The following is a 21844-nucleotide window of genomic DNA, read 5'->3' on the forward strand; positions in this document are numbered from 1 at the left end:
ATGTCACGGCTCGGCAGCATCGGCGCCCGCCTGTACCGCGGCGAGGTCGGCTACGACTTCGTCGGCAAGCGGAAGCTCTGGTACGGCGTCTCCATCCTGATCACCATCACGGCCATCCTCGGCCTGGTGGTGCAGGGCCTCAACATGGGCATCGAGTTCAAGGGCGGCCTGGTCGTCACCACGCCCAAGACCTCGGTCTCCGCCGAGCAGGCCCGCGAGGTCGCCGAGGACGTCTCCGGCCATCTGCCGATCGTGCAGGAGCTGGGCACCGGCGGTCTGCGCATCCAGATCTCCGACGTCGGCACCGGCGAGGCCGACCGCATCACCGGTGAGCTGGCCCAGGAGCTGAAGGTCCCCGCGGGCGACCTCAACGCCGACATCGTCGGCCCCAGCTGGGGCGAGCAGATCGCCAACAAGGCGTGGATGGGCCTCGGCATCTTCATGGTGCTGGTGGTGGTCTACCTGGCCATCGCCTTCGAGTGGCGGATGGCGCTGGCCGCGCTGGTCGCCCTCATCCACGACATCACCATCACCGTCGGCATCTACGCCCTGGTGGGCTTCGAGGTCACCCCCGGTACGGTGATCGGCCTGCTCACCATCCTCGGCTACTCGCTCTACGACACGGTCGTGGTCTTCGACAGCCTCAAGGAGAGCTCGCGGGGCATCACCAAGCAGACCCGGTGGACCTACAGCGAGGTCGCCAACCGCTCCATCAACGGCACCCTGGTCCGCTCCATCAACACCACCGTGGTGGCGCTGCTGCCGGTGGCGGGCCTGCTGTTCATCGGCGGCGGTGTCCTGGGCGCCGGCATGCTCAACGACATCTCGCTGTCGCTCTTCGTCGGCCTCGCCGCCGGTGCGTACTCCTCGATCTTCATCGCCACCCCGCTGGTCGCCGACCTCAAGGAGCGCGAGCCGCAGATGAAGGCCCTGCGCAAGCGGGTCCTCGCCAAGCGCGCCCAGGCGGCCGCCAAGGGCGAGAGCGGCGAGGAGACCGCGGTGGACGACGAGGGCCACGGCCCCGAGGACGAGCCGGAGGACGCGGCCCCGGCCGGAGCGGTCGTCGGACCGCGCCGCCAGCCCGCCCGCGGCCGGGGCAAGCGCCGATGAGCGCGAGCACCGCCGAGCTGCTGCTCAGCCGCATCCGCGACGTCCCCGACTACCCCGTCGAGGGCGTGGTCTTCAAGGACATCACGCCCCTGCTGGCCGACCCGGAGGCGTTCGCCGCGCTCACCGCCGAGCTGGCCGAGCTGGCGGTCCGGTACGGCGCCACCAAGATCGTCGGCCTGGAGGCGCGCGGGTTCATCCTCGCCGCCCCGGTCGCCGTCTCCGCCAAGCTGGGCTTCATCCCGGTCCGCAAGGCCGGCAAGCTGCCCGGCGCCACCCTGAAGCAGGGGTACGAGCTGGAGTACGGCACCGCGGAGATCGAGGTGCACGCCGAGGACCTGGCCCCCGGCGACCGGGTCCTGGTCATCGACGACGTACTGGCCACCGGCGGCACCGCCGAGGCGTCCCTGGCGCTGGTCCGCCGGGCCGGCGCCGAGGTCGCGGGGGTCGCGGTGCTGATGGAGCTCGGCTTCCTCGGCGGCCGAGCCCGGCTGGAGCCCGCCCTCGGCGGCGCCCCGCTCCAGGCCCTGATCACCCTCTGAGCCTCCGCGTCAGCGCACACACGGCGGGCGTCCGGAACAACGGACGCCCGCCGTGGCGTTGTCCGGCCAGGACATTGGCCGAAAAGGCGGCCTTGCCCCGGCCCCGAGGTCCCGGGGCGAGGAGGCCGCCCGAGGTCAGTACCATGGGATTCCGGGCCTGACCGGGGGACCCGGACCCCGCACGAGGAGCGCTCTTGCCAGACGAGGCCCAGCCACTCTCCGCCGCGAAGCCCGACCAGCACGCCGAGAAGGCCGCGGCGCCCCCCGCCACGTCCCCGAACAAGGCGGCCGACCGCCTCTCGGAGTCGGTGCGCCACTCGGCGGGGCCCGCCCCCGTCTCGACGCCCAAGCCCACGCCGCCCGCCCCCGGTCGCAGCGGCGGCTCCTCCAATCGCGTGCGGGCCCGCCTCGCCCGGCTCGGCGTCCAGCGCTCCTCCCCGTACAACCCGGTCCTGGAACCGCTGCTGCGCATCGTCCGGGGCAACGACCCCAAGACCGAGACCTCGGTCCTGCGCCAGATCGAGAGCGCCTACCAGGTCGCCGAGCGCTGGCACCGGGGCCAGAAGCGCAAGAGCGGCGACCCGTACATCACCCACCCGCTGGCCGTCACCACCATCCTCGCCGAGCTGGGCATGGACCCGGCGACCCTGATGGCCGGGCTGCTGCACGACACCGTCGAGGACACCGAGTACGGGCTCGACACCCTCCGCAAGGACTTCGGCGACCAGGTCGCCCTGCTGGTCGACGGCGTCACCAAGCTGGACAAGGTCAAGTTCGGCGAGGCCGCGCAGGCCGAGACCGTCCGCAAGATGGTCGTCGCCATGGCCAAGGACCCCCGGGTCCTGGTCATCAAGCTCGCCGACCGGCTGCACAACATGCGCACCATGCGCTACCTCAAGCGGGAGAAGCAGGAGAAGAAGGCCCGCGAGACGCTGGAGATCTACGCCCCGCTGGCGCACCGGCTGGGCATGAACACCATCAAGTGGGAGCTGGAGGACCTCGCCTTCGCGATCCTCTACCCCAAGATGTACGACGAGATCGTCAGGCTCGTCGCCGAGCGCGCCCCCAAGCGGGACGAGTACCTGGCCATAGTGACCGACGAGGTCCAGTCCGATCTGCGCTCCGCCCGGATCAAGGCCACCGTCACCGGCCGCCCCAAGCACTACTACAGCGTCTACCAGAAGATGATCGTCCGCGGGCGGGACTTCGCGGAGATCTACGACCTGGTCGGCATCCGGGTGCTGGTGGACACGGTCCGCGACTGCTACGCCGCCCTCGGCACCGTCCACGCGCGATGGAACCCGGTCCCCGGCCGGTTCAAGGACTACATCGCGATGCCCAAGTTCAACATGTACCAGTCGCTGCACACCACGGTGATCGGCCCCAACGGCAAGCCCGTCGAGCTCCAGATCCGCACCTTCGACATGCACCGCCGCGCCGAGTACGGCATCGCCGCGCACTGGAAGTACAAGCAGGAGGCCGTGGCCGGCGCCTCCAAGGTCCGCACCGACGTGCCCCGCCGGGCCGGCGGCAAGGACGACCACGTCAACGACATGGCGTGGCTGCGCCAGCTGCTGGACTGGCAGAAGGAGACCGAGGACCCGGGCGAGTTCCTGGAGTCGCTGCGCTTCGACCTCTCCCGCAACGAGGTCTTCGTCTTCACCCCCAAGGGCGACGTGATAGCGCTGCCCGCCGGCGCCACCCCCGTCGACTTCGCCTACGCGGTGCACACCGAGGTCGGCCACCGCACCATAGGGGCCCGGGTCAACGGCCGGCTGGTCCCGCTGGAGTCCACCCTGGACAACGGCGACCTGGTGGAGGTCTTCACCTCCAAGGCGGTCGGCGCCGGCCCCTCCCGGGACTGGCTCGGCTTCGTCAAGTCGCCGCGGGCCCGCAACAAGATCCGCGCCTGGTTCTCCAAGGAGCGCCGGGACGAGGCGATCGAGCACGGCAAGGACGCCATCGCCCGCGCCATGCGCAAACAGAACCTGCCCATCCAGCGGATCCTCACCGGCGACTCCCTGGTCACCCTCGCCCACGAGATGCGCTACCCCGACATCTCCTCGCTCTACGCGGCGATCGGCGAGGGCCATGTCACCGCGCAGAGCGTGGTGCAGAAGCTGGTGCAGGCGCTCGGCGGCGAGGAGGCCGCCAGCGAGGACATCGCCGAGTCCGCGCCGCCCTCCCGCGGCCGCTCCAAGCGGCGCGCCAAGGGCGACCCGGGCGTGGTCGTCAAGGGTGTCGAGGACGTCTGGGTCAAACTGGCCCGCTGCTGCACCCCGGTGCCCGGCGACCCGATCATCGGCTTCGTCACCCGCGGCAGCGGCGTCTCGGTCCACCGGGCCGACTGCGTCAACGTCGACTCGCTCTCCCAGCAGCCCGAGCGGATGCTGGACGTCGAGTGGGCGCCCACCCAGTCCTCGGTCTTCCTGGTCGCCATCCAGGTCGAGGCGCTGGACCGCTCCCGGCTGCTCTCCGACGTCACCCGGGTCCTGTCCGACCAGCATGTCAACATCCTGTCGGCGGCCGTGCAGACCTCCCGCGACCGGGTCGCCACCTCCCGCTTCACCTTCGAGATGGGCGACCCCAAGCACCTGGGCCACGTCCTGAAGGCGGTACGCGGGGTGGAGGGCGTCTACGACGTCTACCGGGTCACCTCGGCCCGGCGCCCGTAGCCCGCCCGGTACGCGTGACCTCGGCCCGGCGCCCGTAGCCCTCCCGGCATACGGAAGGGGCCTCCCGACCACGGGAGGCCCCTTCGCCGTACGCGGACGGGGGGAGATCAGCCGCCGAACTCCTGGAGCCCCTTGAGCGCCTGGTCCAGCAGCGCCTGCCGGCCCTCCAGCTCACGGGCCAGCTTGTCGGCCTTGGCGTCGTTGCCCGCCGCCCGGGCCGCGTCGATCTGCTTCTGCAGCTTGTCCACCGCGTCCTGGAGCTGACCGGTCAGACCCGCCGCGCGGGCCCGGGCCTCCGGGTTGGTGCGGCGCCACTCGGCCTCCTCGGCCTCCTGGAGCGCCCGCTCCACCGCCTGCATCCGGCCCTCGACCTTCGGCCGGGCGTCCCGCGGGACATGGCCGACGGCCTCCCAGCGCTCGTTGACCGCCCGGAACGCGGCCCGGGCCGCCTTCAGGTCCGTCACCGGCACCAGCCGCTCGGCCTCGGTCGCCAGCTCCTCCTTGAGCTTGAGGTTCTCCGACTGCTCCGCGTCCCGCTCGGCGAAGACCTCGCCACGGGCCGCGAAGAAGACGTCCTGGGCGCCGCGGAAGCGGTTCCACAGATCGTCCTCGTGCTCGCGCTGGGCGCGGCCCGCGGCCTTCCAGTCGGTCATCAGCTCCCGGTAGCGGGCCGCGGTGGCGGCCCAGTCCGTGGAACCCGACAGCGACTCGGCCTCGGCGACCAGCTTCTCCTTGGCCTTGCGGGCCTCCTCGCGCTGCGCGTCCAGCGAGGCGAAGTGCGCCTTGCGCCGCTTGGAGAACGCCGAGCGGGCGTGCGAGAAGCGGTGCCACAGCTCGTCGTCGGACTTGCGGTCCAGCCGGGGCAGCCCCTTCCAGGTGTCCACCAGCGCCCGCAGCCGCTCACCGGCCGACCGCCACTGCTCGCTGGCCGCCAGCTCCTCGGCCTCGGCGACCAGCTTCTCCTTGGCCTCCCGGGCCTCACCGGCCTGCTTCGCCTTGGCGACCTTGCGCTCCTCACGGCGCTTGTCGACCGTCTCCACCAGCGCGTCCAGCCGCTTGCGCAGCGCGTCCAGGTCGCCCACCGCGTGGTGCTCGTCCACCTGCGTGCGGATGTGGTCGATCGCCACCGTCGCGTCCTTCGCGGACAGGTCGGTGGTCTTCACCCGCTTCTCCAGGAGGCCGATCTCCACGACCAGCCCCTCGTACTTGCGCTCGAAGTAGGCCAGGGCCTCCTCGGGAGAACCGGCCTGCCACGATCCGACGACCTGCTCACCGTCGGCTGTCCGCACGTACACGGTGCCCGTCTCGTCGACGCGGCCCCACGGGTCGCTGCTCACAGCGCCTCCTCCACCTGATGCCGCGGGTGGTCGCCCGCCGGCATCGTCCACAGTTTCCTCGGGCGGGCACGGCCCGCCCTGCACAACGCCAATCTAGGCGACCGGCCGCCCGGCTGTCCGCACCGAGACGGACCGAATTCGCCGGTTCACCAGCGGCCGGCCGCCCCGGTTCACGCCTTGCTCACGGTCGCCTTCTCCACGGTGACGGCCGTCTTCGGCGCGCCGTCCCCCGTAGTGCCCTCGGCCCCGCCCTCGGCGATCTTCCGCACCGCCTTCAGCCCGGCCGCGTCCATGGTCCCGAACGGGGTGTACGCGGGCGGCAACTTGGTGTCCTCGTACACCAGGAAGAACTGGCTGCCGCCGGAGTCCGGCTGCCCGGTGTTGGCCATCGCCACCGTGCCGGCCTTGAACAGCGCCTTGCCGTCCTTGCCCGGCTTGCCCAGCGAGGCCAGGTTCTCGTCCGGGATGGTGTAGCCCGGGCCGCCGTCCGGGGCGCCCTTCGGCGAGCCGCACTGGAGCACGAAGATGCCCTTGGTGGTGAGCCGGTGGCAGGGCGAGCCGTCGAAGAACTTCTTCCCGGCGAGGTGCTGGAAGGAGTTCACCGTGCGCGGGGTCTTCGCCGCCTCCATGGCGATGGAGATGTCCCCCTGGTTGGTCGCCAGCTTCATGGTGTACGCGGCCTTGGTGTCCACCGCGAGCTCGGGCTCCGGCGAGGACGACTCGCTGGGCGCGGGGCTGTCCGAGGCGGCCGGCGGTTGGGTGGCCCGGTCGTCCTCGTCGCCGCCCACCGCGCTCACCGCGTACGCGGTCGCCCCCGCGGCCACCACCACGGCCAGCGCGGCGGCGATCACCGCGTTGCGGCGCTTGGCCTTGCGCCGGGCCGCCTCCCGGCGCTGCCGCTGCCGCTCGTACTTCTCCCTGGCGAGCTGCCGCCGCCGCTGCTCGTTGCTGACCACCGGGTCACTCCTTCTCGGTCACCTGTTCCCGTCCTGGCCGGGTGTGTCCGTACGGTATATGGGTTCGCTGTGCGATGAGCGGCGCCGGTAGGCTTTCCTCCCGCGGCGTCCTTACCAGACCGGACGCGCCCCGGCACCGCCCGGGACCGGAACCGACGACCACCGAGGACGCCATCGTGCTCATTGCCGGCTTCCCCGCCGGGGCCTGGGGGACCAACTGCTATCTGGTCGCCCCCGCCGCGGGCGAGGAGTGCGTGATCATCGACCCGGGCCACCAGGCCGCCCAGGGCGTCGAGGAAGCACTCGCCAAGCACCGGCTCAAGCCCGTCGCCGTCGTCCTCACCCACGGCCACATCGACCATGTGGCCTCCGTCGTCCCCGTCTGCGGCGCCCACGACGTGCCCGCGTGGATCCACCCCGCCGACCGGTACATGATGAGCGACCCGGAGAAGGCCCTCGGCCGCTCCATCGGCATGCCGCTCATGGGCGAGCTGACGGTCGGCGAACCGGACGACGTCCACGAGCTGACCGACGGCGCCGCGCTGAAGCTGGCCGGCATGGAGCTCACCGTCGCGCACGCCCCCGGCCATACCAAGGGGTCGGTGACCTTCGGGATGCCCGAAGCGGCGGACATCCCGCCGCTGCTCTTCTCGGGCGACCTGCTCTTCGCCGGCTCCATCGGACGCACCGACCTGCCCGGCGGTGACATGGACGAGATGCTCGCGTCGCTGGCCCGTGTGTGCCTGCCGCTCGACGACTCGACCGTGGTGCTGTCCGGACACGGTCCCCAGACGACCATCGGCCGTGAGCGCGCCGCCAACCCGTATCTCCGCGAGGTGGCGACCGGCCAGGGAGGCCCGCTCGGCACTCCCCGACGAGGAATGTGACGGAAAGACCCACCCGTGAGCACCTTCAAGGCCCCCAAGGGCACCTACGACCTGCTGCCGCCCGACTCCGCGGCCTACCTCGCCGTCCGCGAGGCCATCGCCGCCCCGCTGCGCGCCTCCGGCTACGGCTACATCGAGACCCCCGGCTTCGAGAACGTCGAGCTGTTCGCCCGCGGCGTCGGCGAGTCCACCGACATCGTCACCAAGGAGATGTACGCCTTCGAGACCAAGGGCGGCGACCGCCTCGCCCTGCGCCCCGAGGGCACCGCCTCCGTGCTCCGCGCGGCCCTGGAGGGCAACCTCCACAAGGCCGGCAACCTGCCGGTGAAGCTCTGGTACTCCGGCTCGTACTACCGCTACGAGCGCCCGCAGAAGGGCCGCTACCGCCACTTCTCGCAGGTCGGCGCCGAGGCCATCGGCACCGAGGACCCGGCGCTCGACGCCGAGCTGATCATCCTCGCCGACCAGGCGTACCGCTCGCTGGGCCTGCGGCAGTTCCGCATCCTGCTGAACTCGCTGGGCGACCAGGAGTGCCGCCCGGTCTACCGGGACGCCCTCCAGTCCTTCCTGCGCGGCCTCGACCTGGACGAGGACACCCGCCGCCGGATCGAGATCAACCCGCTGCGGGTCCTCGACGACAAGCGGGCCGAGGTCCAGAAGCAGCTGACCGGCGCCCCGGTGCTGCGCGACTACCTGTGCGACGCCTGCACGGCGTACCACGAGGAGGTCCGCGCGCTGCTGACCGCGGCGGGCGTGGTCTACGAGGACGACGAGCGCCTCGTCCGCGGGCTGGACTACTACACCCGCACCACCTTCGAGTTCGTCCACGACGGCCTGGGCTCCCAGTCCGCGGTGGGCGGCGGCGGCCGCTACGACGGGCTGTCGGAGATGATCGGCGGCCCCGCGCTGCCGTCCGTCGGCTGGGCGCTCGGCGTGGACCGCACGGTGCTCGCGCTGGAGGCCGAGGGCATCACCCTCGACCTGCCCGCCGCCACCAGCGTCTACGCGGTCCCGCTCGGCGAGGAGGCCCGCCGGGTGCTCTTCGGCCTCGTCAACGAGCTGCGCCGGGCCGGGGTCTCCGCCGACTTCGCCTACGGGGCCAAGGGCCTCAAGGGCGCCATGAAGAACGCCAACCGCAGCGGCGCCCGCTACACCCTGGTCGCCGGGGAGCGGGATCTCGCCGAAGGTGTCGTCCAGCTCAAGGACATGGAGTCCGGCGAGCAGCAGGCCATCGCCCTGGCCGAGGTCGTGGACCGGCTGCGCCAGACGGTCTGAGCGGTACGAGGAGGGGCCCGGGGCGCACGCGGTACCGCGCACCCGGGCCCCTGTCCGTAAACGGCCGTACGGGCCGTGCCCAGGCCCATGCTTATGTCCACCGAACGGCGGACGGCCGCCGCTCTGCGGCAGAATGACCGGAGCCGAAGCCGGAGCCGCGACCGGCCCCGTACACCCTCCCGTACGCCCTTCCGTACGCCCGCAGTGAGGACACCCGCGAGATGACCACAGCCACGGTCGACGACCAGTCCACCGACCCCGTCCCGGCGACCGTCGGTGCCGGGCGGGCGTTCGCCTGGATGCTGGTGGTGACCGGGGCGGCCGGATTGCTGGCGGCGTGGGTGATCACGCTCGACAAGTTCAAGCTCCTCGAAGACCCGGGTTTCACACCCGGTTGCAGCCTCAACCCGGTGGTCTCCTGCGGCAGTGTGATGCAGAGCGACCAGGCCACGGTCTTCGGCTTCCCCAACCCCATGCTCGGCCTGGCCACCTACGCGGTGGTCATGGGCATCGGCTTCGCCCTCCTGGCCGGCGCCCGCTTCCGCCGCTGGTTCTGGCTCGGTTTCAACGCCGGGACCCTGTTCGGGGTGGGTTTCTGCGCCTGGCTGACCTACCAGTCGCTGTACGAGATCAACGCGCTATGCCTGTGGTGCTCGCTGGCCTGGGTCGCCACCATCGTGATGTTCTGGTACGTCACCTCGCACAACATCCGGCACGGGCTGCTGCCCGCTCCGGCCGGGGTGCGGTCGTTCGTCGGCGAGTTCACCTGGGTGCTGCCGGTGCTGCACATCGGGGTGATCGGGATGCTGATCCTGACCCGCTGGTGGGACTTCTGGACCGGCTGACCCTCTCCGGCCCCGGCATGACTGTCAGTGGGCTGGCATAGGCTTCATCGCGTGGAGCCCGATCTTTTCACCGCCGCCGCCGAGGAACGCCAGGAGAAGGACCCGACCAGCAGCCCCCTGGCGGTCCGGATGCGCCCGCGCACCCTGGACGAGGTGGTCGGCCAGCAGCATCTGCTCAAGCCCGGCTCCCCGCTGCGCCGCCTGGTAGGCGACGGCGCGGGCGGACCGGCCGGGGCGTCCTCGGTGATCCTCTGGGGCCCGCCCGGCACCGGAAAGACCACGCTCGCGTATGTGGTCTCCAAGGCGACCAACAAGCGCTTCGTGGAGCTGTCGGCGATCACCGCGGGGGTCAAAGAGGTCCGCGCGGTCATCGACGGTGCCCGCCGTGCCTCCGGCGGCTTCGGCACCGAGACGGTGCTCTTCCTGGACGAGATCCACCGCTTCAGCAAGGCCCAGCAGGACTCGCTGCTGCCCGCCGTGGAGAACCGCTGGGTCACCCTGATCGCCGCCACCACGGAGAACCCGTACTTCTCGGTCATCTCCCCGCTGCTCTCCCGCTCGCTGCTGCTCACCCTGGAATCCCTCACCGACGAGGACATCCGCGGTCTGCTGCACCGCGCCCTCACCGAGGAGCGGGGCCTGGGCGGCGCGGTCACCCTTCCCGAGGACGCCGAGGCGCATCTGCTGCGGATCGCCGGGGGCGACGCCCGTCGGGCGCTCACCGCCCTGGAGGCCGCCGCCGGGGCCGCGCTCGCCAAGACCGAGCGGGAGATCACCCTGGCCACCGTCGAGGAGACGGTGGACCGCGCCGCGGTGACGTACGACCGGGACGGCGACCAGCACTACGACGTGGCCAGCGCCCTGATCAAGTCGATCCGCGGCTCCGACGTGGACGCGGCCCTGCACTATCTGGCCCGGATGATCGAGGCCGGGGAGGACCCGCGGTTCATCGCCCGCCGGCTGATGATCTCCGCCAGCGAGGACATCGGGCTCGCCGACCCCACCGCACTGCCGCTGGCGGTCGCCGCCGCCCAGGCCGTGGCCATGATCGGCTTCCCCGAGGCCGCGCTCACCCTCAGCCACGCCACCATCGCCCTGGCGCTGGCCCCCAAGTCCAACGCCGCCACCACCGCCATATCCGCCGCCCGCGCCGATCTGCGCGCCGGACTGGCCGGCCCCGTCCCGCCGCATCTGCGCGACGGCCACTACAAGGGCGCCGCCAAGCTGGGCCACGCCCAGGAGTACGTCTACCCGCACGACGTCCCCGGCGGTATCGCCGCCCAGCAATACGCCCCCGACGCGGTGCACGGCAAGCGCTACTACGAACCCACCCGCTACGGCGCCGAGGCGCGGTACGCGGACGTGGTGGAGAAGGTCCGCGCCCGGCTGCGCGGCGAGGAGTCCGGCGGCTAGACCGAGCCGGACCGCTACGGAACGGGGGGACGGGATGGTGCGCGTACCGGTCGACGGTGAGGTGTGGGTCCACTACGGCCAGCTCTTCGTGGAGAGCGGCGAGGTGGACGAGGTGGACCTCCACGAGGCCTTCGCCGGCCAGGTGTCCGGGCTCTGCGGCGCCGCCGTGCCCGGGGCACTGTGGCTGACGACCGGGCTGCACACCGGTGAGGTGGGCTTCCGGGTGGAGGTGTACGACCGGGCCCCGGAGCTCGCCCCGCTCTGGGAGGACGTGGTGGAGGTGTCCTTCCGCCCGGAGCCGGGGCGCTGCTCCCTGGTCGTGTGGGGCGAGCACGACTCCTATGCGCTCGGCCTGCCCGCGACCGATCACCGGGTGCGCTACTGCGCGTACGGCATGGACCGGGGCAGGGACCTGGACACCAGCGCGGACGAAGGCCCCCCGGTGGACCGCTACCTCCTCCAGTTCTGGCCCGCCCCGCCGGAGCCGGACCGCGTGGTGCGGCAGATCTCGGAGATCGCCGCCTACTGGCACGGCTTCGCCCGCGAGCAGCCACCACCGCCCACCGCCGAGGAGCGGGCCGAGGCCGACCGGCAGGTGCGCCTCGCCGGAGAGGAACGGCGGCTCCAGGAGGAACGCGAGCAGTGGGGAGGGCGGCTGCCGAGCTCTGCCCTACGCGCGGTGGAGGGAAGCGTCCGGTCGCTGATCGACTTCGACGCCGCCCTGGTGCACGCCCTGGCCGACGCCGGGCCGGACGACCAGCGCGAGGTGGCCCTGCTGGCCGCCCGTCGCGCCTGCGCGGTCGCCCGGATCGACGGGCTGGGCTGGGTCGCCGCCGCGCTGACCGCGCTCGCCGAGGGGCGTCCGCTCCCGCCGCCCTTCGATGACCGGCAGGCCATGGGGGAGGCCCTGGACGCCGACTCATGGGTGCCGGACCGCACGGTCGGTGCGGCCGTACCGCCACCCGACGCGGAGGGTCACCGGGAAGAGCGCCCGGACGAGCCCGCCTCGATGGGCCTGCGCCTCCTCGGCCCTGCTCGCCCACTCGCCATCCATGCCGAGGAGGAAGCCCGGGCGGGGGTATACGTCCAGCTCCGTGAGGCCATCGGGGTGATGGTGGGCGGTGAGCACGGGACCTGGGATCACCGGTTCTCGGCATCGCATACGGCCCTCCTTGCCGTGGAGCGGGCTGACGCCGCCGACCCGCTCCGCGCCGCCCTGGAGGCGCTGTCCGCCGCGGTGGCCGTGTGTGGGCAGGAGTACCCGGCCCTGCTGGCCGAGGCCCGGCAGCTGTGCGGTGGCGTCAGCCCAGATGGGTCTTGAGGGCCGCCGCCACGGCAGTGGGGGAGGGGGAGCGGGCCGCCCCGGCTCGTAGCGCCCGGCCCGGACCAGGGCGCCGCTGCTGCGGCTGGGGCTCCGCAAGGAGGAGGGGAACCGCTGACCAGACGAGCACCATGACCAGGATCCGTTCGTCGTCCGAGGGGGTGAATCCGGCCTCGGGCCGTATCGCAGGCCGCCCGGGGCGCCATACGGTGAGCGGCCGAAGGCCAGAGGTCCGTGGACAGGTGCGGAGGGCAGAGCGGTGGACGAGGCAGCGGAGCGGTGGACGACGACCGTCCACGACGAGGAGGTCGAGCTGCCGTCCACGATCGCGGACGTCCGCGCTGCCCTCCCCGAGGACCAGCGGGCCGCGTTCGACACCGAGATCGGTACCACCCCGGGTCCCGACCTCCCGCTTCGCCTGGCGATGTGGGCCCTGCGCACCGTCCCGGGCGCGATCGAGGAGATGGACGAACAGGTCGATCGGCTCCGCGCCGGCGACTACTCCGGCGTCACCGTCCTCGACGACCACGACGGTAAGGCCGCCTGACGGCCTGCAGAATTGCCTACGCCTCGCAGGCCGATGCCGCCCGCCGGCGGCTCCCCGCCCAGCGCCGCACCGCGCTGGACAAGGCCATGAAGTCCACGATCGGCGCCCTACGGGCACGGGTCGGTGGAGGCCAAGCCCGGCGAACGGGACTACCGTGAGGTGACCATCGCCGGAGCCGACGCGATCGTTGTCTACTACGTCAGCACACCCGACGTCCTCACCGTCACCGCGGTCACACTCATCACCGTCCAGCGCCAGTGTCGGCGCGATGACCGAGCGGGCCGTCCTCGTATCCCCTGGCGCCGTTCACCGTGCCCGCCTCCCGGATGCGACGATCCGGCGATTCCGACGGGCGCCGGTCGCCCGCCCTCAGCCCCAGGGCGGCGGCTCGGGCGCGGTACGGCGAGAGGGACACCGGGCGGCCGGGCTCAGCCCTGGGCGGCCTCGAAGAGGGTGTGCATCGCGCGCCGCAGTCCGTGCACATCGCCGACCGGCTCGGGGAAGTCGAAGCGGGCGTCGAAGAGCCGGCCGGCCTCGTCCCGGCAGCGCACCCGCAGCCCGAACCGGTCCAGGGCCAGCGGCACCACCCGGTGGATCGCTGGGGAGCCGTCGACGGACCGCTGCCCGAGCAGGGTGCTGAGGCCCTGGACCTGGTCGCCGTGGGCGGCCGCGAGGTGCTGGAGCAGCTCGGTCTCGTACGGGGCGAGCGGGTCCGGGACACTGGAGGCGAAGTCGTCCGGGTCGACCGAGCCGTCGCCCCACAGGTCGTCCACATGGACCTCGCCGACCTCCAGGCGCAGCATCATCTGGCCGGGGGTGGCGATCCCCGGGGCGCAGGTCAGCCAGCCGGAGAGCCAGGCGCGGCCGCGGATACGGTTGGGCACCGCCACCGGGGCGACGTCGGTGAGCTCCAGCACCGCCGGCAGCTCGTCGTCCTGGGCATGGGTGGCCGCGCGCACCGGCGGGGCGTCGGCGGGGAAGAGCAGGAACACCTCGCCGTCCGTGCCCACGGTCCGGGCGTCCGGCATCAGCTGCTCCGGACGGGCGCCGTCCACCCCCGGCAGGATGAGCACTCCGGAGCATGTACTCTGTACGAGAGTTCGTGTGCGTTCGGCTGCTGACGGCATCCGGGCGATCTCAAGCCCGCTGGGACGCGGCTGACCATGAGCTGATCGGACCTCCGTCACGTCGATGCCCTGCTGCGCCTGCTCAGGAGCATCGCCTTTCGTGTTGCCGTCTGTGATGCGCGTGGTGTTCCCAGGGCTGGACATGCGATCTCCTTGATTAAGGTAAGCCTAACCTAACCTATATCGGAGGTCTGGAGAACGTGCCTAACCAGTCGCGTCCCAAGGTCAAGAAGTCCCGTGCGCTCGGCATCGCCCTGACGCCGAAGGCCGTCAAGTACTTCGAGGCCCGCCCGTACCCGCCGGGTGAGCACGGCCGCGGTCGCAAGCAGAACTCGGACTACAAGGTCCGTCTGCTGGAGAAGCAGCGCCTCCGCGCCCAGTACGACATCAGCGAGCGCCAGATGGCGCGTGCCTACGACCGCGCCAAGAAGGCCGAGGGCAAGACCGGCGAGGCCCTGGTGGTCGAGCTGGAGCGCCGCCTCGACGCCCTGGTCCTGCGGTCGGGCATCGCCCGCACCATCTACCAGGCCCGCCAGATGGTCGTCCACGGCCACATCGAGGTCAACGGCGGCAAGGTCGACAAGCCGTCCTTCCGCGTCCGCCCCGACGATGTCGTGATGGTCCGCGAGCGCAGCCGTGCCAAGAGCCTGTTCCAGGTCGCGCGTGAGGGTGGCTTCGCCCCCGACGGCGAGACCCCGCGCTACCTCCAGGTCAACCTGAAGGCCCTCGCCTTCCGCCTGGACCGCGACCCGAACCGCAAGGAGATCCCGGTCATCTGCGACGAGCAGCTGGTCGTCGAGTACTACGCCCGCTGACCCGGCGCGGTACTCCCACCCACGCGGTGCCGCAAGCCCGCCGCTCCTTCCCGGAGCGGCGGGCTTGCGCCGTCCCGACCGCCCCTTCTCGCGGGTGCCGCCGGTGCGGAAAAGCCGGTACGGACCGGCCACGCGGGCGCGATAGGCTCGATGGACGGTCTTCCGCGCCCCAGCCGGCCGCGGGAGCAGACCCGCCCCGCGGGCCCGGGCCCCGGGCGGACCCCCGAACAGCACGTCCGAACAGCAAGGAGCGGTGCGCAGTGACCGGTGGAGAGGTGGCCGGCATCCTGGTGGCCGTCTTCTGGGCGATCCTGGTCTCCTTCCTGGCCGTGGTACTGGTCAGACTGGCCCAGACGCTCAGGGCGACCACCAAGCTGGTGGCCGAGGTGACCGAGCGGGCGGTGCCCCTGCTCAGCGACGCCTCCCAGACCGTACGCAGCGCGCAGACCCAGCTGGAGCGGGTCGACGCCATCGCCTCGGACGTCCAGGAGGTCACCTCCAACGCCTCCGCGCTCTCCACGACGGTCGCCTCCACCTTCGGCGGCCCGCTCGTCAAGGTCGCGGCCTTCGGCTACGGCGTCCGCCAGGCCGTCAGCCGCAACAGGAACGACAAGCCGGCCGAGCAGCCCCGGCGCACGGTCATCACCGGCCGTACGCTGCCGGGCGCCCGGGGCCGCAAGCGGAAGGGCTGACCCACACGATGTTCCGCCGTACTTTCTGGTTCTCCGCCGGTGCCGCCGCCGGTGTGTGGGCCACCACCAAGGTCAACCGCAAGCTCAGGCAGCTCACCCCCGAGAGCCTGGCCGCCCAGGCCGCCGACAAGGCGGTCGAGGCCGGCCACCGGCTCCGGGAGTTCGCCCTCGACGTCCGCGCCGGAATGCTCCAGCGCGAGGCGGAGTTGGGAGAGGCACTGGGCCTGGAGGCCGCCCCGGAGGACCCGGCGCTGCCGGCGCCCCGGCGCACCCGGGCCGTCGAGCCCCCCGCCCCGGCGCGGCCCGCCCGCCCGCACCCCACCCGCACCCCCCGTACGTACAACCGGAATGAGGACCACTGATGGAGTCGGCCGAGATCCGCCGCCGCTGGCTGAGCTTCTTCGAGGAGCGCGGGCACACCGTCGTCCCTTCGGCGTCGCTCATCGCGGACGACCCGACTCTGCTGCTGGTCCCCGCCGGCATGGTGCCCTTCAAGCCCTACTTCCTCGGTGAGACCAAGCCGCCCGCCCCCCGGCTGACCAGCGTGCAGAAGTGCGTCCGCACCCCGGACATCGAGGAGGTCGGCAAGACCACCCGGCACGGCACCTTCTTCCAGATGTGCGGCAACTTCTCCTTCGGCGACTACTTCAAGGAGGGCGCCATCACGCTCTCCTGGGAGCTGCTGACCTCCCCGGTGGAGCAGGGCGGCTACGGGCTGGACCCGGAGCGGCTGTGGATCACCGTCTACCTGGACGACGACGAGGCCGAGCAGATCTGGCGCGACAAGGTCGGCGTCCCCGCCGAGCGCATCCAGCGCCTGGGCAAGAAGGACAACTTCTGGTCCATGGGCGTGCCCGGCCCCTGCGGCCCCTGCTCCGAGATCAACTACGACCGCGGGCCCGAGTTCGGCCCCGAGGGCGGCCCCGCCGTCAACGACGAGCGGTACGTGGAGATCTGGAACCTGGTCTTCATGCAGTACGAGCGGGGCGCCGGCGACGGCAAGGAGGACTTCCCGATCCTCGGCGACCTGCCGTCCAAGAACATCGACACCGGACTCGGCCTCGAACGCCTCGCCATGATCCTCCAGGGCGTGCGGAACATGTACGAGACCGACACCTTGCGCGTCGTCATGGACAAGGCCACCGAGCTGACCGGCGTCCGCTACGGCGAGAAGCACGAGTCCGACGTCTCCATGCGCGTGGTCGCCGACCATATGCGCACCTCGGTGATGCTCATCGGCGACGGCGTCACCCCCGGCAACGAGGGCCGCGGCTATGTGCTGCGCCGCATCATGCGCCGCGCCGTCCGCAACATGCGCCTGCTCGGCGCCACCGGCCCGGTCGTCCAGGACCTGGTCGGCACCGTCATCGACACCATGGGCCTGCAGTACCCGGAGCTGGTCACCGACCGCAAGCGGATCGAGACCGTCGCCCTCGCCGAGGAGGCCGCCTTCCTCAAGGCCCTGCGCGGCGGCACCAACATCCTGGACACCGCCGTCACGGACACCAAGGCCGCCGGCGGCACCGTGCTCTCCGGCGACCAGGCCTTCCTGCTCCACGACACCTGGGGCTTCCCCATCGACCTCACCCTGGAGATGGCCGCCGAACAGGGCCTCTCCGTGGACGAGGACGGCTTCCGCCGCCTGATGAAGGAGCAGCGGGAGCGCGCCAAGGCCGACGCCAAGGCCAAGAAGACCGGCCACGCCGACGTCTCCGCCTACCGCGAGATCGCCGACACCGCCGGCGCCACCGAGTTCACCGGCTACGCCGTCCTGGAGGGCGAGTCCACCGTCGTCGGGCTGCTGGTCAACGGCCTGCCCGCGCCGGCCGCCACCGAGGGCGACGAGGTCGAGGTCGTCCTGGACCGCACCCCGTTCTACGCCGAGGGCGGCGGCCAGCTCGCCGACACCGGCCGCATCCGGCTGGACTCCGGCGCCGTCATCGAGGTCCGCGACGTCCAGCAGCCGGTCCCCGGTGTCTCCGTGCACAAGGGAGCCGTGCAGGTCGGCGAGGTCACCGTAGGTGCCTCCGGCTACGCCGCCATCGACCGGCGCCGCCGCCAGGCCATCGCCCGCGCCCACAGCGCCACCCACCTCACCCACCAGGCGCTGCGCGACGCCCTCGGCCCCACCGCCGCCCAGGCCGGCTCGGAGAACTCCCCGGGCCGCTTCCGCTTCGACTTCGGCTCGCCCGCCGCCGTCCCCGGCACGGTGCTCACCGACGTCGAGCAGAAGATCAACGAGGTGCTCTCCCGCGAGCTGGACGTCCAGGCCGAGGTGATGAGCCTGGAGCAGGCCAAGAAGCAGGGTGCCATCGCCGAGTTCGGCGAGAAGTACGGCGAGCGGGTCCGGGTCGTCACCATCGGCGACTTCTCCAAGGAGCTGTGCGGCGGCACCCATGTCGGCAACACCAGCCAGCTCGGCCTGGTGAAGCTGCTCGGCGAGTCCTCCATCGGCTCCGGGGTGCGCCGGATCGAGGCCCTGGTCGGCGTGGACGCCTACAACTTCCTCGCCAAGGAGCACACGGTCGTCGCCCAGCTCCAGGAGCTGGTCAAGGGCCGCTCCGAGGAGCTTCCGGAGAAGATCGCCGGGATGCTCGGCAAGCTCCGGGAGGCCGAGAAGGAGATCGAGCGGTTCCGCGCCGAGAAGGTCCTCCAGGCCGCCGCCGGTCTGGCCCAGGGCGCCCAGGACGTCCGGGGCACCGCCCTGGTCACCGGGCAGGTCCCGGACGGCACCTCCGCCGACGACCTGCGCAAGCTGGTGCTCGACGTACGCGGCCGTATCCAGGGCGACCGCCCGGCCGTGGTCGCCCTGTTCACCACCGCCAACGGCCGCCCGCTGACCGTGATCGCCACCAACGAGGCCGCCCGTGAGCGCGGTCTCAGGGCCGGCGACCTGGTCCGCACCGCCGCCAAGACCCTCGGCGGCGGGGGCGGCGGCAAGCCGGACGTGGCCCAGGGCGGCGGGCAGAACCCGGACGCCATCGGCGACGCCATCGCCGCCGTCGAGCGGCTCGTCGGCGAGACGGCCTGATGCGACGCGGCCGCCGCCTCGCGATCGACGTCGGGGACGCCCGGATCGGGGTCGCCTCCTGCGACCCCGACGGGGTCCTCGCCACCCCGGTGGAGACCGTGCCGGGACGCGATGTCCCGGCCGCCCACCGGCGGCTGCGGGTGATCGTGGCAGAGTACGAACCGCTGGAGATCGTCGTCGGGCTCCCGCGCTCGCTCAGCGGGCGCGAGGGCCCGGCCGCGGCCAAGGTCCGCGCCTTCGCCCGGACCCTGGCCCAGGGCGTGGCCCCGATCCCGGTGCGACTGGTGGACGAGCGGATGACCACCGTCACGGCCGGCCAGCGGCTGCGGTCCTCCGGGGTGAACTCCAAGAAGGGCCGCTCCGTCATCGACCAGGCGGCCGCTGTGATCATCCTTCAGAACGCTCTTGAGTCCGAACGGGTATCGGGTAATCCGCCCGGAGAGAGCGTCGAAGTGGTCATCTGATCGCGGTACGGTAACGTTCCGCGCGACGCGGCGGCGTTCGAACATCCGCTGTGCACGACGTAGAGGCGGATCGTCCGGACGCCTCGCGGCTGTTTGGGGATCGATGACTGATTATGGACGGAGCCCCGGCTCCGAACCGTGGCACCCCGAGGACCCGGCCCACCGGGACCAGGGGTGGGAAGGTCAGCAGGCGGCATACCGCCAGCACGCACAGGGCCCCTACGGCGACGCCTCCCAGGACCCCTACGGGCAGCAGCAGCCGCAGGGCTACGGCGACCAGCAGCAGTACGGCGAGCAGCAGCAGTACGGCGACCAGCACTACGGCCACCAGGGCGGATACCCGGAGCAGCAGGGCTACGGTACGCAGCAGGGGTACGGCGAGCAGCAGGGCTACCCCCAGCAGCAGTACCCGTCGCAGGGGTACGGCGACCCGCACGCCGCCCAGCAGGGGTGGGGCAACGGCTGGGACACCGGGCAGCAGACGGCGATGCCGTACGCGGCGCCCGCCCCGGTCGTCGCCGACCCCTACGCGGCCGCCCCCGACCCGTACGCCACCGGCGGGACCCCGGACCTCTACGGCACCCCGGAGGCATACCCGCCCCCGCAGCCCCCCGGCCACCGCCAGGCCCCGGCGCCCGCACCTGAGACCGCGCCCCAGGACGACGATCCGCACCCCTTCTTCTCCGACGGCGACGACGACCGGGACGACGGCCGCGGCGACCGCTACGGCGGTGGCGGTGGCGCCAATGACGGTGACGACGAGGAACCGGCCGGTGCGCCCGGCGGCGGCGGACGGCGCCAGCCGAAGAAGAAAAAGAAGAGCCGCAACGGGCTGGCCTGCTCCTTCGTCGCCCTGGTGCTGCTCGGCGGCGCCGGCGGTGTCACCTACTTCGGCTACCAGTTCTGGCAGGGCCGCGGCCAGATCGAGGACTTCGCGGGCGACGGGGCCGGCGAGGTCCAGGTGGAGATCCCCAAGGGCGCCACCGGCGCCCAGATCGGCCAGATCCTCAAACGCGAGGGCGTGGTGAAGAGCGTCGACGCCTTCATCCGCGCCCAGGGCGACAACCCGCGCGGCACCTCCATCCAGGAGGGCAGTTACCTCCTGAAGAAGGAGATGTCCGGCAAGGCCGCGGTCACCCTCATGCTCAGCGACGCCAGCCGGAACAACATGATCTTCCGCGAGGGCATGCGGAACGTCGACATCTACAAGGCCATCGACACCCGGCTCGACCTGAAGGCCGGCACCACCGCCAAGGTCGCCAAGGAGCAGGGCGCCGACCTCGGCCTGCCCGAGTGGGCCAGGCAGCGCCAGGGCGTCAAGGACCCGCTGGAGGGCTTCCTCTTCCCGGCGTCCTACCCGGTGGCCAAGGGCAGCAAGCCGGAGGGCGTGCTGCGCAAGATGGTCTCCCGCGCCAACGCCGAGTACACCAAGGCCGACGTGGAGGGCCAGGCATCCAAGCTGGGGCTCAAGTCGCCCTTCGACCTGGTCACGGTCGCCAGCCTGGTGCAGGTGGAGGGCAAGTACAAGCACGACTTCGACAAGGTGGCCCGGGTCGTCTACAACCGGCTCAAGCCGGAGAACATGGAGACCGTCGGCCGGCTGGAGTTCGACTCCACGGTCAACTACCTCAAGGCCTCCAGCACCCTGGACATCGGCGCCGTCGACGACCTGCGCAAGATCGACGACCCGTACAACACCTACAACGCCAAGGGGCTGCCGCCCGGCCCGATCAGCAACCCCGGCGGCGAGGCGCTGCACTCGGCGCTCAAGCCCACCCCCGGCCCCTGGTACTACTTCGTCTCCATCAACTCGGAGAAGACCCTGTTCGCCGTCACCAACGCCGAGCACGAGAAGAACCGGGCCGAGTACGAGAAGGAACGGAAGAAGGACGACGAATGACGGCCCGCCGCGCCGCCGTCCTCGGCTCGCCGATCGCCCACTCGCTCTCCCCGGTGCTGCACCGCGCCGCCTACGCCGACCTGGGCCTGCACCACTGGTCCTATGAGGCCCACGAGGTGGACGAGGCCGCGCTGCCCGGGTTCTTCGAGCGGCTGGACGGCAGCTGGGGCGGGCTGTCGCTGACCATGCCGCTCAAGCGGGCCGTCATACCCCTGCTGGACGAGATCAGCGAGACCGCCGCCTCCGTGGAGGCCGTCAACACCGTGGTGCTCCGCTCCGACGGTCGCCGCGTCGGCGACAACACCGACATCCCCGGACTGATCGCCGCACTGCGCGAACGCGGGGTGGAGGGCGTGCCGTCCGCCGCGGTGCTGGGCGCCGGGGCCACCGCCTCCTCCGCGCTCGCCGCGCTGGCCAAGATATGCGCCGGCCCGGTCACCGCCTATGTCCGCAGCACGGCCCGCGCCGAGGAGATGCTCGGCTGGGGGGAGCGGCTGGGGGTGCGGGTGCGCACCGCCCCCTGGGAGGACGCCGAGCGGGCCCTCGCCGAGCCGCTGGTCGTCGCCACCACCCCGGCCGGCGCCACCGACGCCCTCGCCGCCGCCGTACCTGACACAGTCGGCACCCTCTTCGACGTGCTCTACCACCCCTGGCCCACCGCCCTGGCCGCCGCCTGGTCCGCCCGCGGCGGAGCCGTACTCGGCGGGCTGGACCTCCTCGTCCACCAGGCAGTCCTCCAGGTCGAGCAGATGACCGGCAAGGCCCCCGCCCCGCTCGCGGTGATGCGCCAGGCCGGCGAGAGGGCGCTGGCCGGGCGCTGAATTCCCGTCCCGCCTGCTGGACCGGCATTCGGACACCGCCGCGCGCCGTGGGAGGATCAGGGGAGGCGGGCCAGGGCCGCGCACCCGGT

19 protein-coding genes are annotated in these 21844 nt (G+C 72.0%); 16 read left to right on the plus strand and 3 right to left on the minus strand.

The window, feature by feature from the left end; genetic code table 11:
• From secF to ABZ945_RS27615, 3 genes are all read left to right on the plus strand, one after another.
• On the plus strand, positions 1–1110 hold the full coding sequence (secF, locus tag ABZ945_RS27605) for a protein translocase subunit SecF (RefSeq protein ID WP_361274756.1): 1110 nt from the start codon (positions 1–3) through the stop codon (positions 1108–1110).
• Positions 1107–1649: an adenine phosphoribosyltransferase gene (locus ABZ945_RS27610; RefSeq protein WP_361274759.1), complete on the plus strand. Its 543-nt coding sequence runs from the start codon at positions 1107–1109 to the stop codon at positions 1647–1649. Before secF ends, ABZ945_RS27610 begins: the two co-directional genes overlap by 4 nt.
• A 194-nt stretch (positions 1650–1843) precedes the next feature.
• Complete coding sequence (locus ABZ945_RS27615) at positions 1844–4324, plus strand: RelA/SpoT family protein (RefSeq protein WP_361274762.1); 2481 nt, start codon at positions 1844–1846, stop codon at positions 4322–4324.
• A 107-nt stretch (positions 4325–4431) separates the two neighbouring features.
• On the opposite strand, the gene ABZ945_RS27620 is transcribed toward ABZ945_RS27615, so the two are convergent.
• On the minus strand, positions 4432–5661 hold the full coding sequence (locus ABZ945_RS27620; RefSeq protein WP_361274765.1) for a DUF349 domain-containing protein: 1230 nt from the start codon (positions 5659–5661) through the stop codon (positions 4432–4434).
• 170 nt (positions 5662–5831) lie between these two features.
• On the minus strand, positions 5832–6617 hold the full coding sequence (locus ABZ945_RS27625) for a peptidylprolyl isomerase (protein WP_361274768.1): 786 nt from the start codon (positions 6615–6617) through the stop codon (positions 5832–5834).
• Positions 6618–6793: 176 nt separating this feature from the next.
• On the opposite strand from ABZ945_RS27625, the gene ABZ945_RS27630 reads away from it, so the two are divergent.
• The 6 genes from ABZ945_RS27630 to ABZ945_RS27655 all read left to right on the plus strand — a co-directional run bounded on the left by ABZ945_RS27630 (position 6794) and on the right by ABZ945_RS27655 (position 12905).
• On the plus strand, positions 6794–7504 hold the full coding sequence (locus ABZ945_RS27630) for an MBL fold metallo-hydrolase (RefSeq protein WP_256106333.1): 711 nt from the start codon (positions 6794–6796) through the stop codon (positions 7502–7504).
• A 15-nt stretch (positions 7505–7519) separates the two neighbouring features.
• The gene (gene hisS / locus ABZ945_RS27635; protein ID WP_361274770.1) at positions 7520–8779 is read left to right on the plus strand and encodes a histidine--tRNA ligase; all 1260 of its coding nucleotides are present in this window, start codon (positions 7520–7522) and stop codon (positions 8777–8779) included.
• A gap of 221 nt (positions 8780–9000) precedes the next feature.
• A complete protein-coding gene (locus ABZ945_RS27640; protein WP_361274773.1) occupies positions 9001–9624 on the plus strand; it encodes a vitamin K epoxide reductase family protein in 624 nt (207 codons plus the stop codon).
• Positions 9625–9675: 51 nt separating this feature from the next.
• Positions 9676–11037, plus strand: a complete 1362-nt coding sequence (locus tag ABZ945_RS27645) for a replication-associated recombination protein A (protein ID WP_361274775.1) — start codon at positions 9676–9678, stop codon at positions 11035–11037.
• 34 nt (positions 11038–11071) lie between these two features.
• Positions 11072–12358: a hypothetical protein gene (locus ABZ945_RS27650; protein ID WP_361274777.1), complete on the plus strand. Its 1287-nt coding sequence runs from the start codon at positions 11072–11074 to the stop codon at positions 12356–12358.
• Positions 12359–12617: 259 nt separating this feature from the next.
• Positions 12618–12905: a hypothetical protein gene (locus ABZ945_RS27655; RefSeq protein ID WP_361274780.1), complete on the plus strand. Its 288-nt coding sequence runs from the start codon at positions 12618–12620 to the stop codon at positions 12903–12905.
• A gap of 428 nt (positions 12906–13333) precedes the next feature.
• On the opposite strand, the gene ABZ945_RS27660 is transcribed toward ABZ945_RS27655, so the two are convergent.
• On the minus strand, positions 13334–14032 hold the full coding sequence (locus ABZ945_RS27660) for a DUF2470 domain-containing protein (RefSeq protein WP_361274783.1): 699 nt from the start codon (positions 14030–14032) through the stop codon (positions 13334–13336).
• 200 nt (positions 14033–14232) lie between these two features.
• Between ABZ945_RS27660 and rpsD the strand changes: the two genes are divergently transcribed.
• The 7 genes from rpsD (at position 14233) to ABZ945_RS27695 (ending at position 21755) form a co-directional block, all read left to right on the plus strand.
• A complete protein-coding gene (gene rpsD, locus ABZ945_RS27665) occupies positions 14233–14847 on the plus strand; it encodes a 30S ribosomal protein S4 (protein WP_105870769.1) in 615 nt (204 codons plus the stop codon).
• A gap of 260 nt (positions 14848–15107) precedes the next feature.
• Positions 15108–15539, plus strand: a complete 432-nt coding sequence (locus ABZ945_RS27670) for a DUF948 domain-containing protein (protein WP_361274787.1) — start codon at positions 15108–15110, stop codon at positions 15537–15539.
• An 8-nt stretch (positions 15540–15547) separates the two neighbouring features.
• Positions 15548–15901: a DUF6167 family protein gene (locus tag ABZ945_RS27675; RefSeq protein ID WP_361274790.1), complete on the plus strand. Its 354-nt coding sequence runs from the start codon at positions 15548–15550 to the stop codon at positions 15899–15901.
• Positions 15901–18570 carry an alanine--tRNA ligase gene (gene alaS, locus ABZ945_RS27680; protein WP_361274793.1) on the plus strand — a complete coding sequence of 890 codons (2670 nt, stop codon included), beginning with the start codon at positions 15901–15903 and terminating at the stop codon, positions 18568–18570. The genes ABZ945_RS27675 and alaS overlap by 1 nt, the downstream gene beginning before the upstream one ends.
• The gene (gene ruvX, locus ABZ945_RS27685; RefSeq protein WP_361274796.1) at positions 18570–19034 is read left to right on the plus strand and encodes a Holliday junction resolvase RuvX; all 465 of its coding nucleotides are present in this window, start codon (positions 18570–18572) and stop codon (positions 19032–19034) included. Before alaS ends, ruvX begins: the two co-directional genes overlap by 1 nt.
• Positions 19035–19137: 103 nt before the next feature.
• Entirely contained in the window at positions 19138–20934 is a 1797-nt protein-coding gene (gene mltG / locus ABZ945_RS27690; RefSeq protein WP_361274799.1) for an endolytic transglycosylase MltG, read from the plus strand.
• The gene (locus tag ABZ945_RS27695; RefSeq protein WP_361274802.1) at positions 20931–21755 is read left to right on the plus strand and encodes a shikimate dehydrogenase; all 825 of its coding nucleotides are present in this window, start codon (positions 20931–20933) and stop codon (positions 21753–21755) included. Before mltG ends, ABZ945_RS27695 begins: the two co-directional genes overlap by 4 nt.
• Positions 21756–21844 lie beyond the last annotated feature (89 nt).

This window comes from Streptomyces sp. NPDC046887 (assembly GCF_040644755.1).
GTDB lineage: Bacteria > Actinomycetota > Actinomycetes > Streptomycetales > Streptomycetaceae > Streptomyces > Streptomyces lichenis.

Bases quoted from the DNA above. Each gene is read 5' to 3' on its own strand.
- ABZ945_RS27650 (WP_361274777.1), top strand. From the start codon at position 11,072: ATGGTGCGCGTACCGGTCGACGGTGAGGTGTGGGTCCACTACGGCCAG.
- ABZ945_RS27640 (WP_361274773.1), top strand. From the start codon at position 9,001: ATGACCACAGCCACGGTCGACGACCAGTCCACCGACCCCGTCCCGGCG.
- alaS (WP_361274793.1), top strand. From the start codon at position 15,901: ATGGAGTCGGCCGAGATCCGCCGCCGCTGGCTGAGCTTCTTCGAGGAG.
- ABZ945_RS27675 (WP_361274790.1), top strand. From the start codon at position 15,548: ATGTTCCGCCGTACTTTCTGGTTCTCCGCCGGTGCCGCCGCCGGTGTG.
- mltG (WP_361274799.1), top strand. From the start codon at position 19,138: ATGACTGATTATGGACGGAGCCCCGGCTCCGAACCGTGGCACCCCGAG.
- ABZ945_RS27610 (WP_361274759.1), top strand. From the start codon at position 1,107: ATGAGCGCGAGCACCGCCGAGCTGCTGCTCAGCCGCATCCGCGACGTC.
- ABZ945_RS27660 (WP_361274783.1), bottom strand. From the start codon at position 14,032: ATGCCGTCAGCAGCCGAACGCACACGAACTCTCGTACAGAGTACATGC.
- ABZ945_RS27695 (WP_361274802.1), top strand. From the start codon at position 20,931: ATGACGGCCCGCCGCGCCGCCGTCCTCGGCTCGCCGATCGCCCACTCG.
- ruvX (WP_361274796.1), top strand. From the start codon at position 18,570: ATGCGACGCGGCCGCCGCCTCGCGATCGACGTCGGGGACGCCCGGATC.
- secF (WP_361274756.1), top strand. From the start codon at position 1: ATGTCACGGCTCGGCAGCATCGGCGCCCGCCTGTACCGCGGCGAGGTC.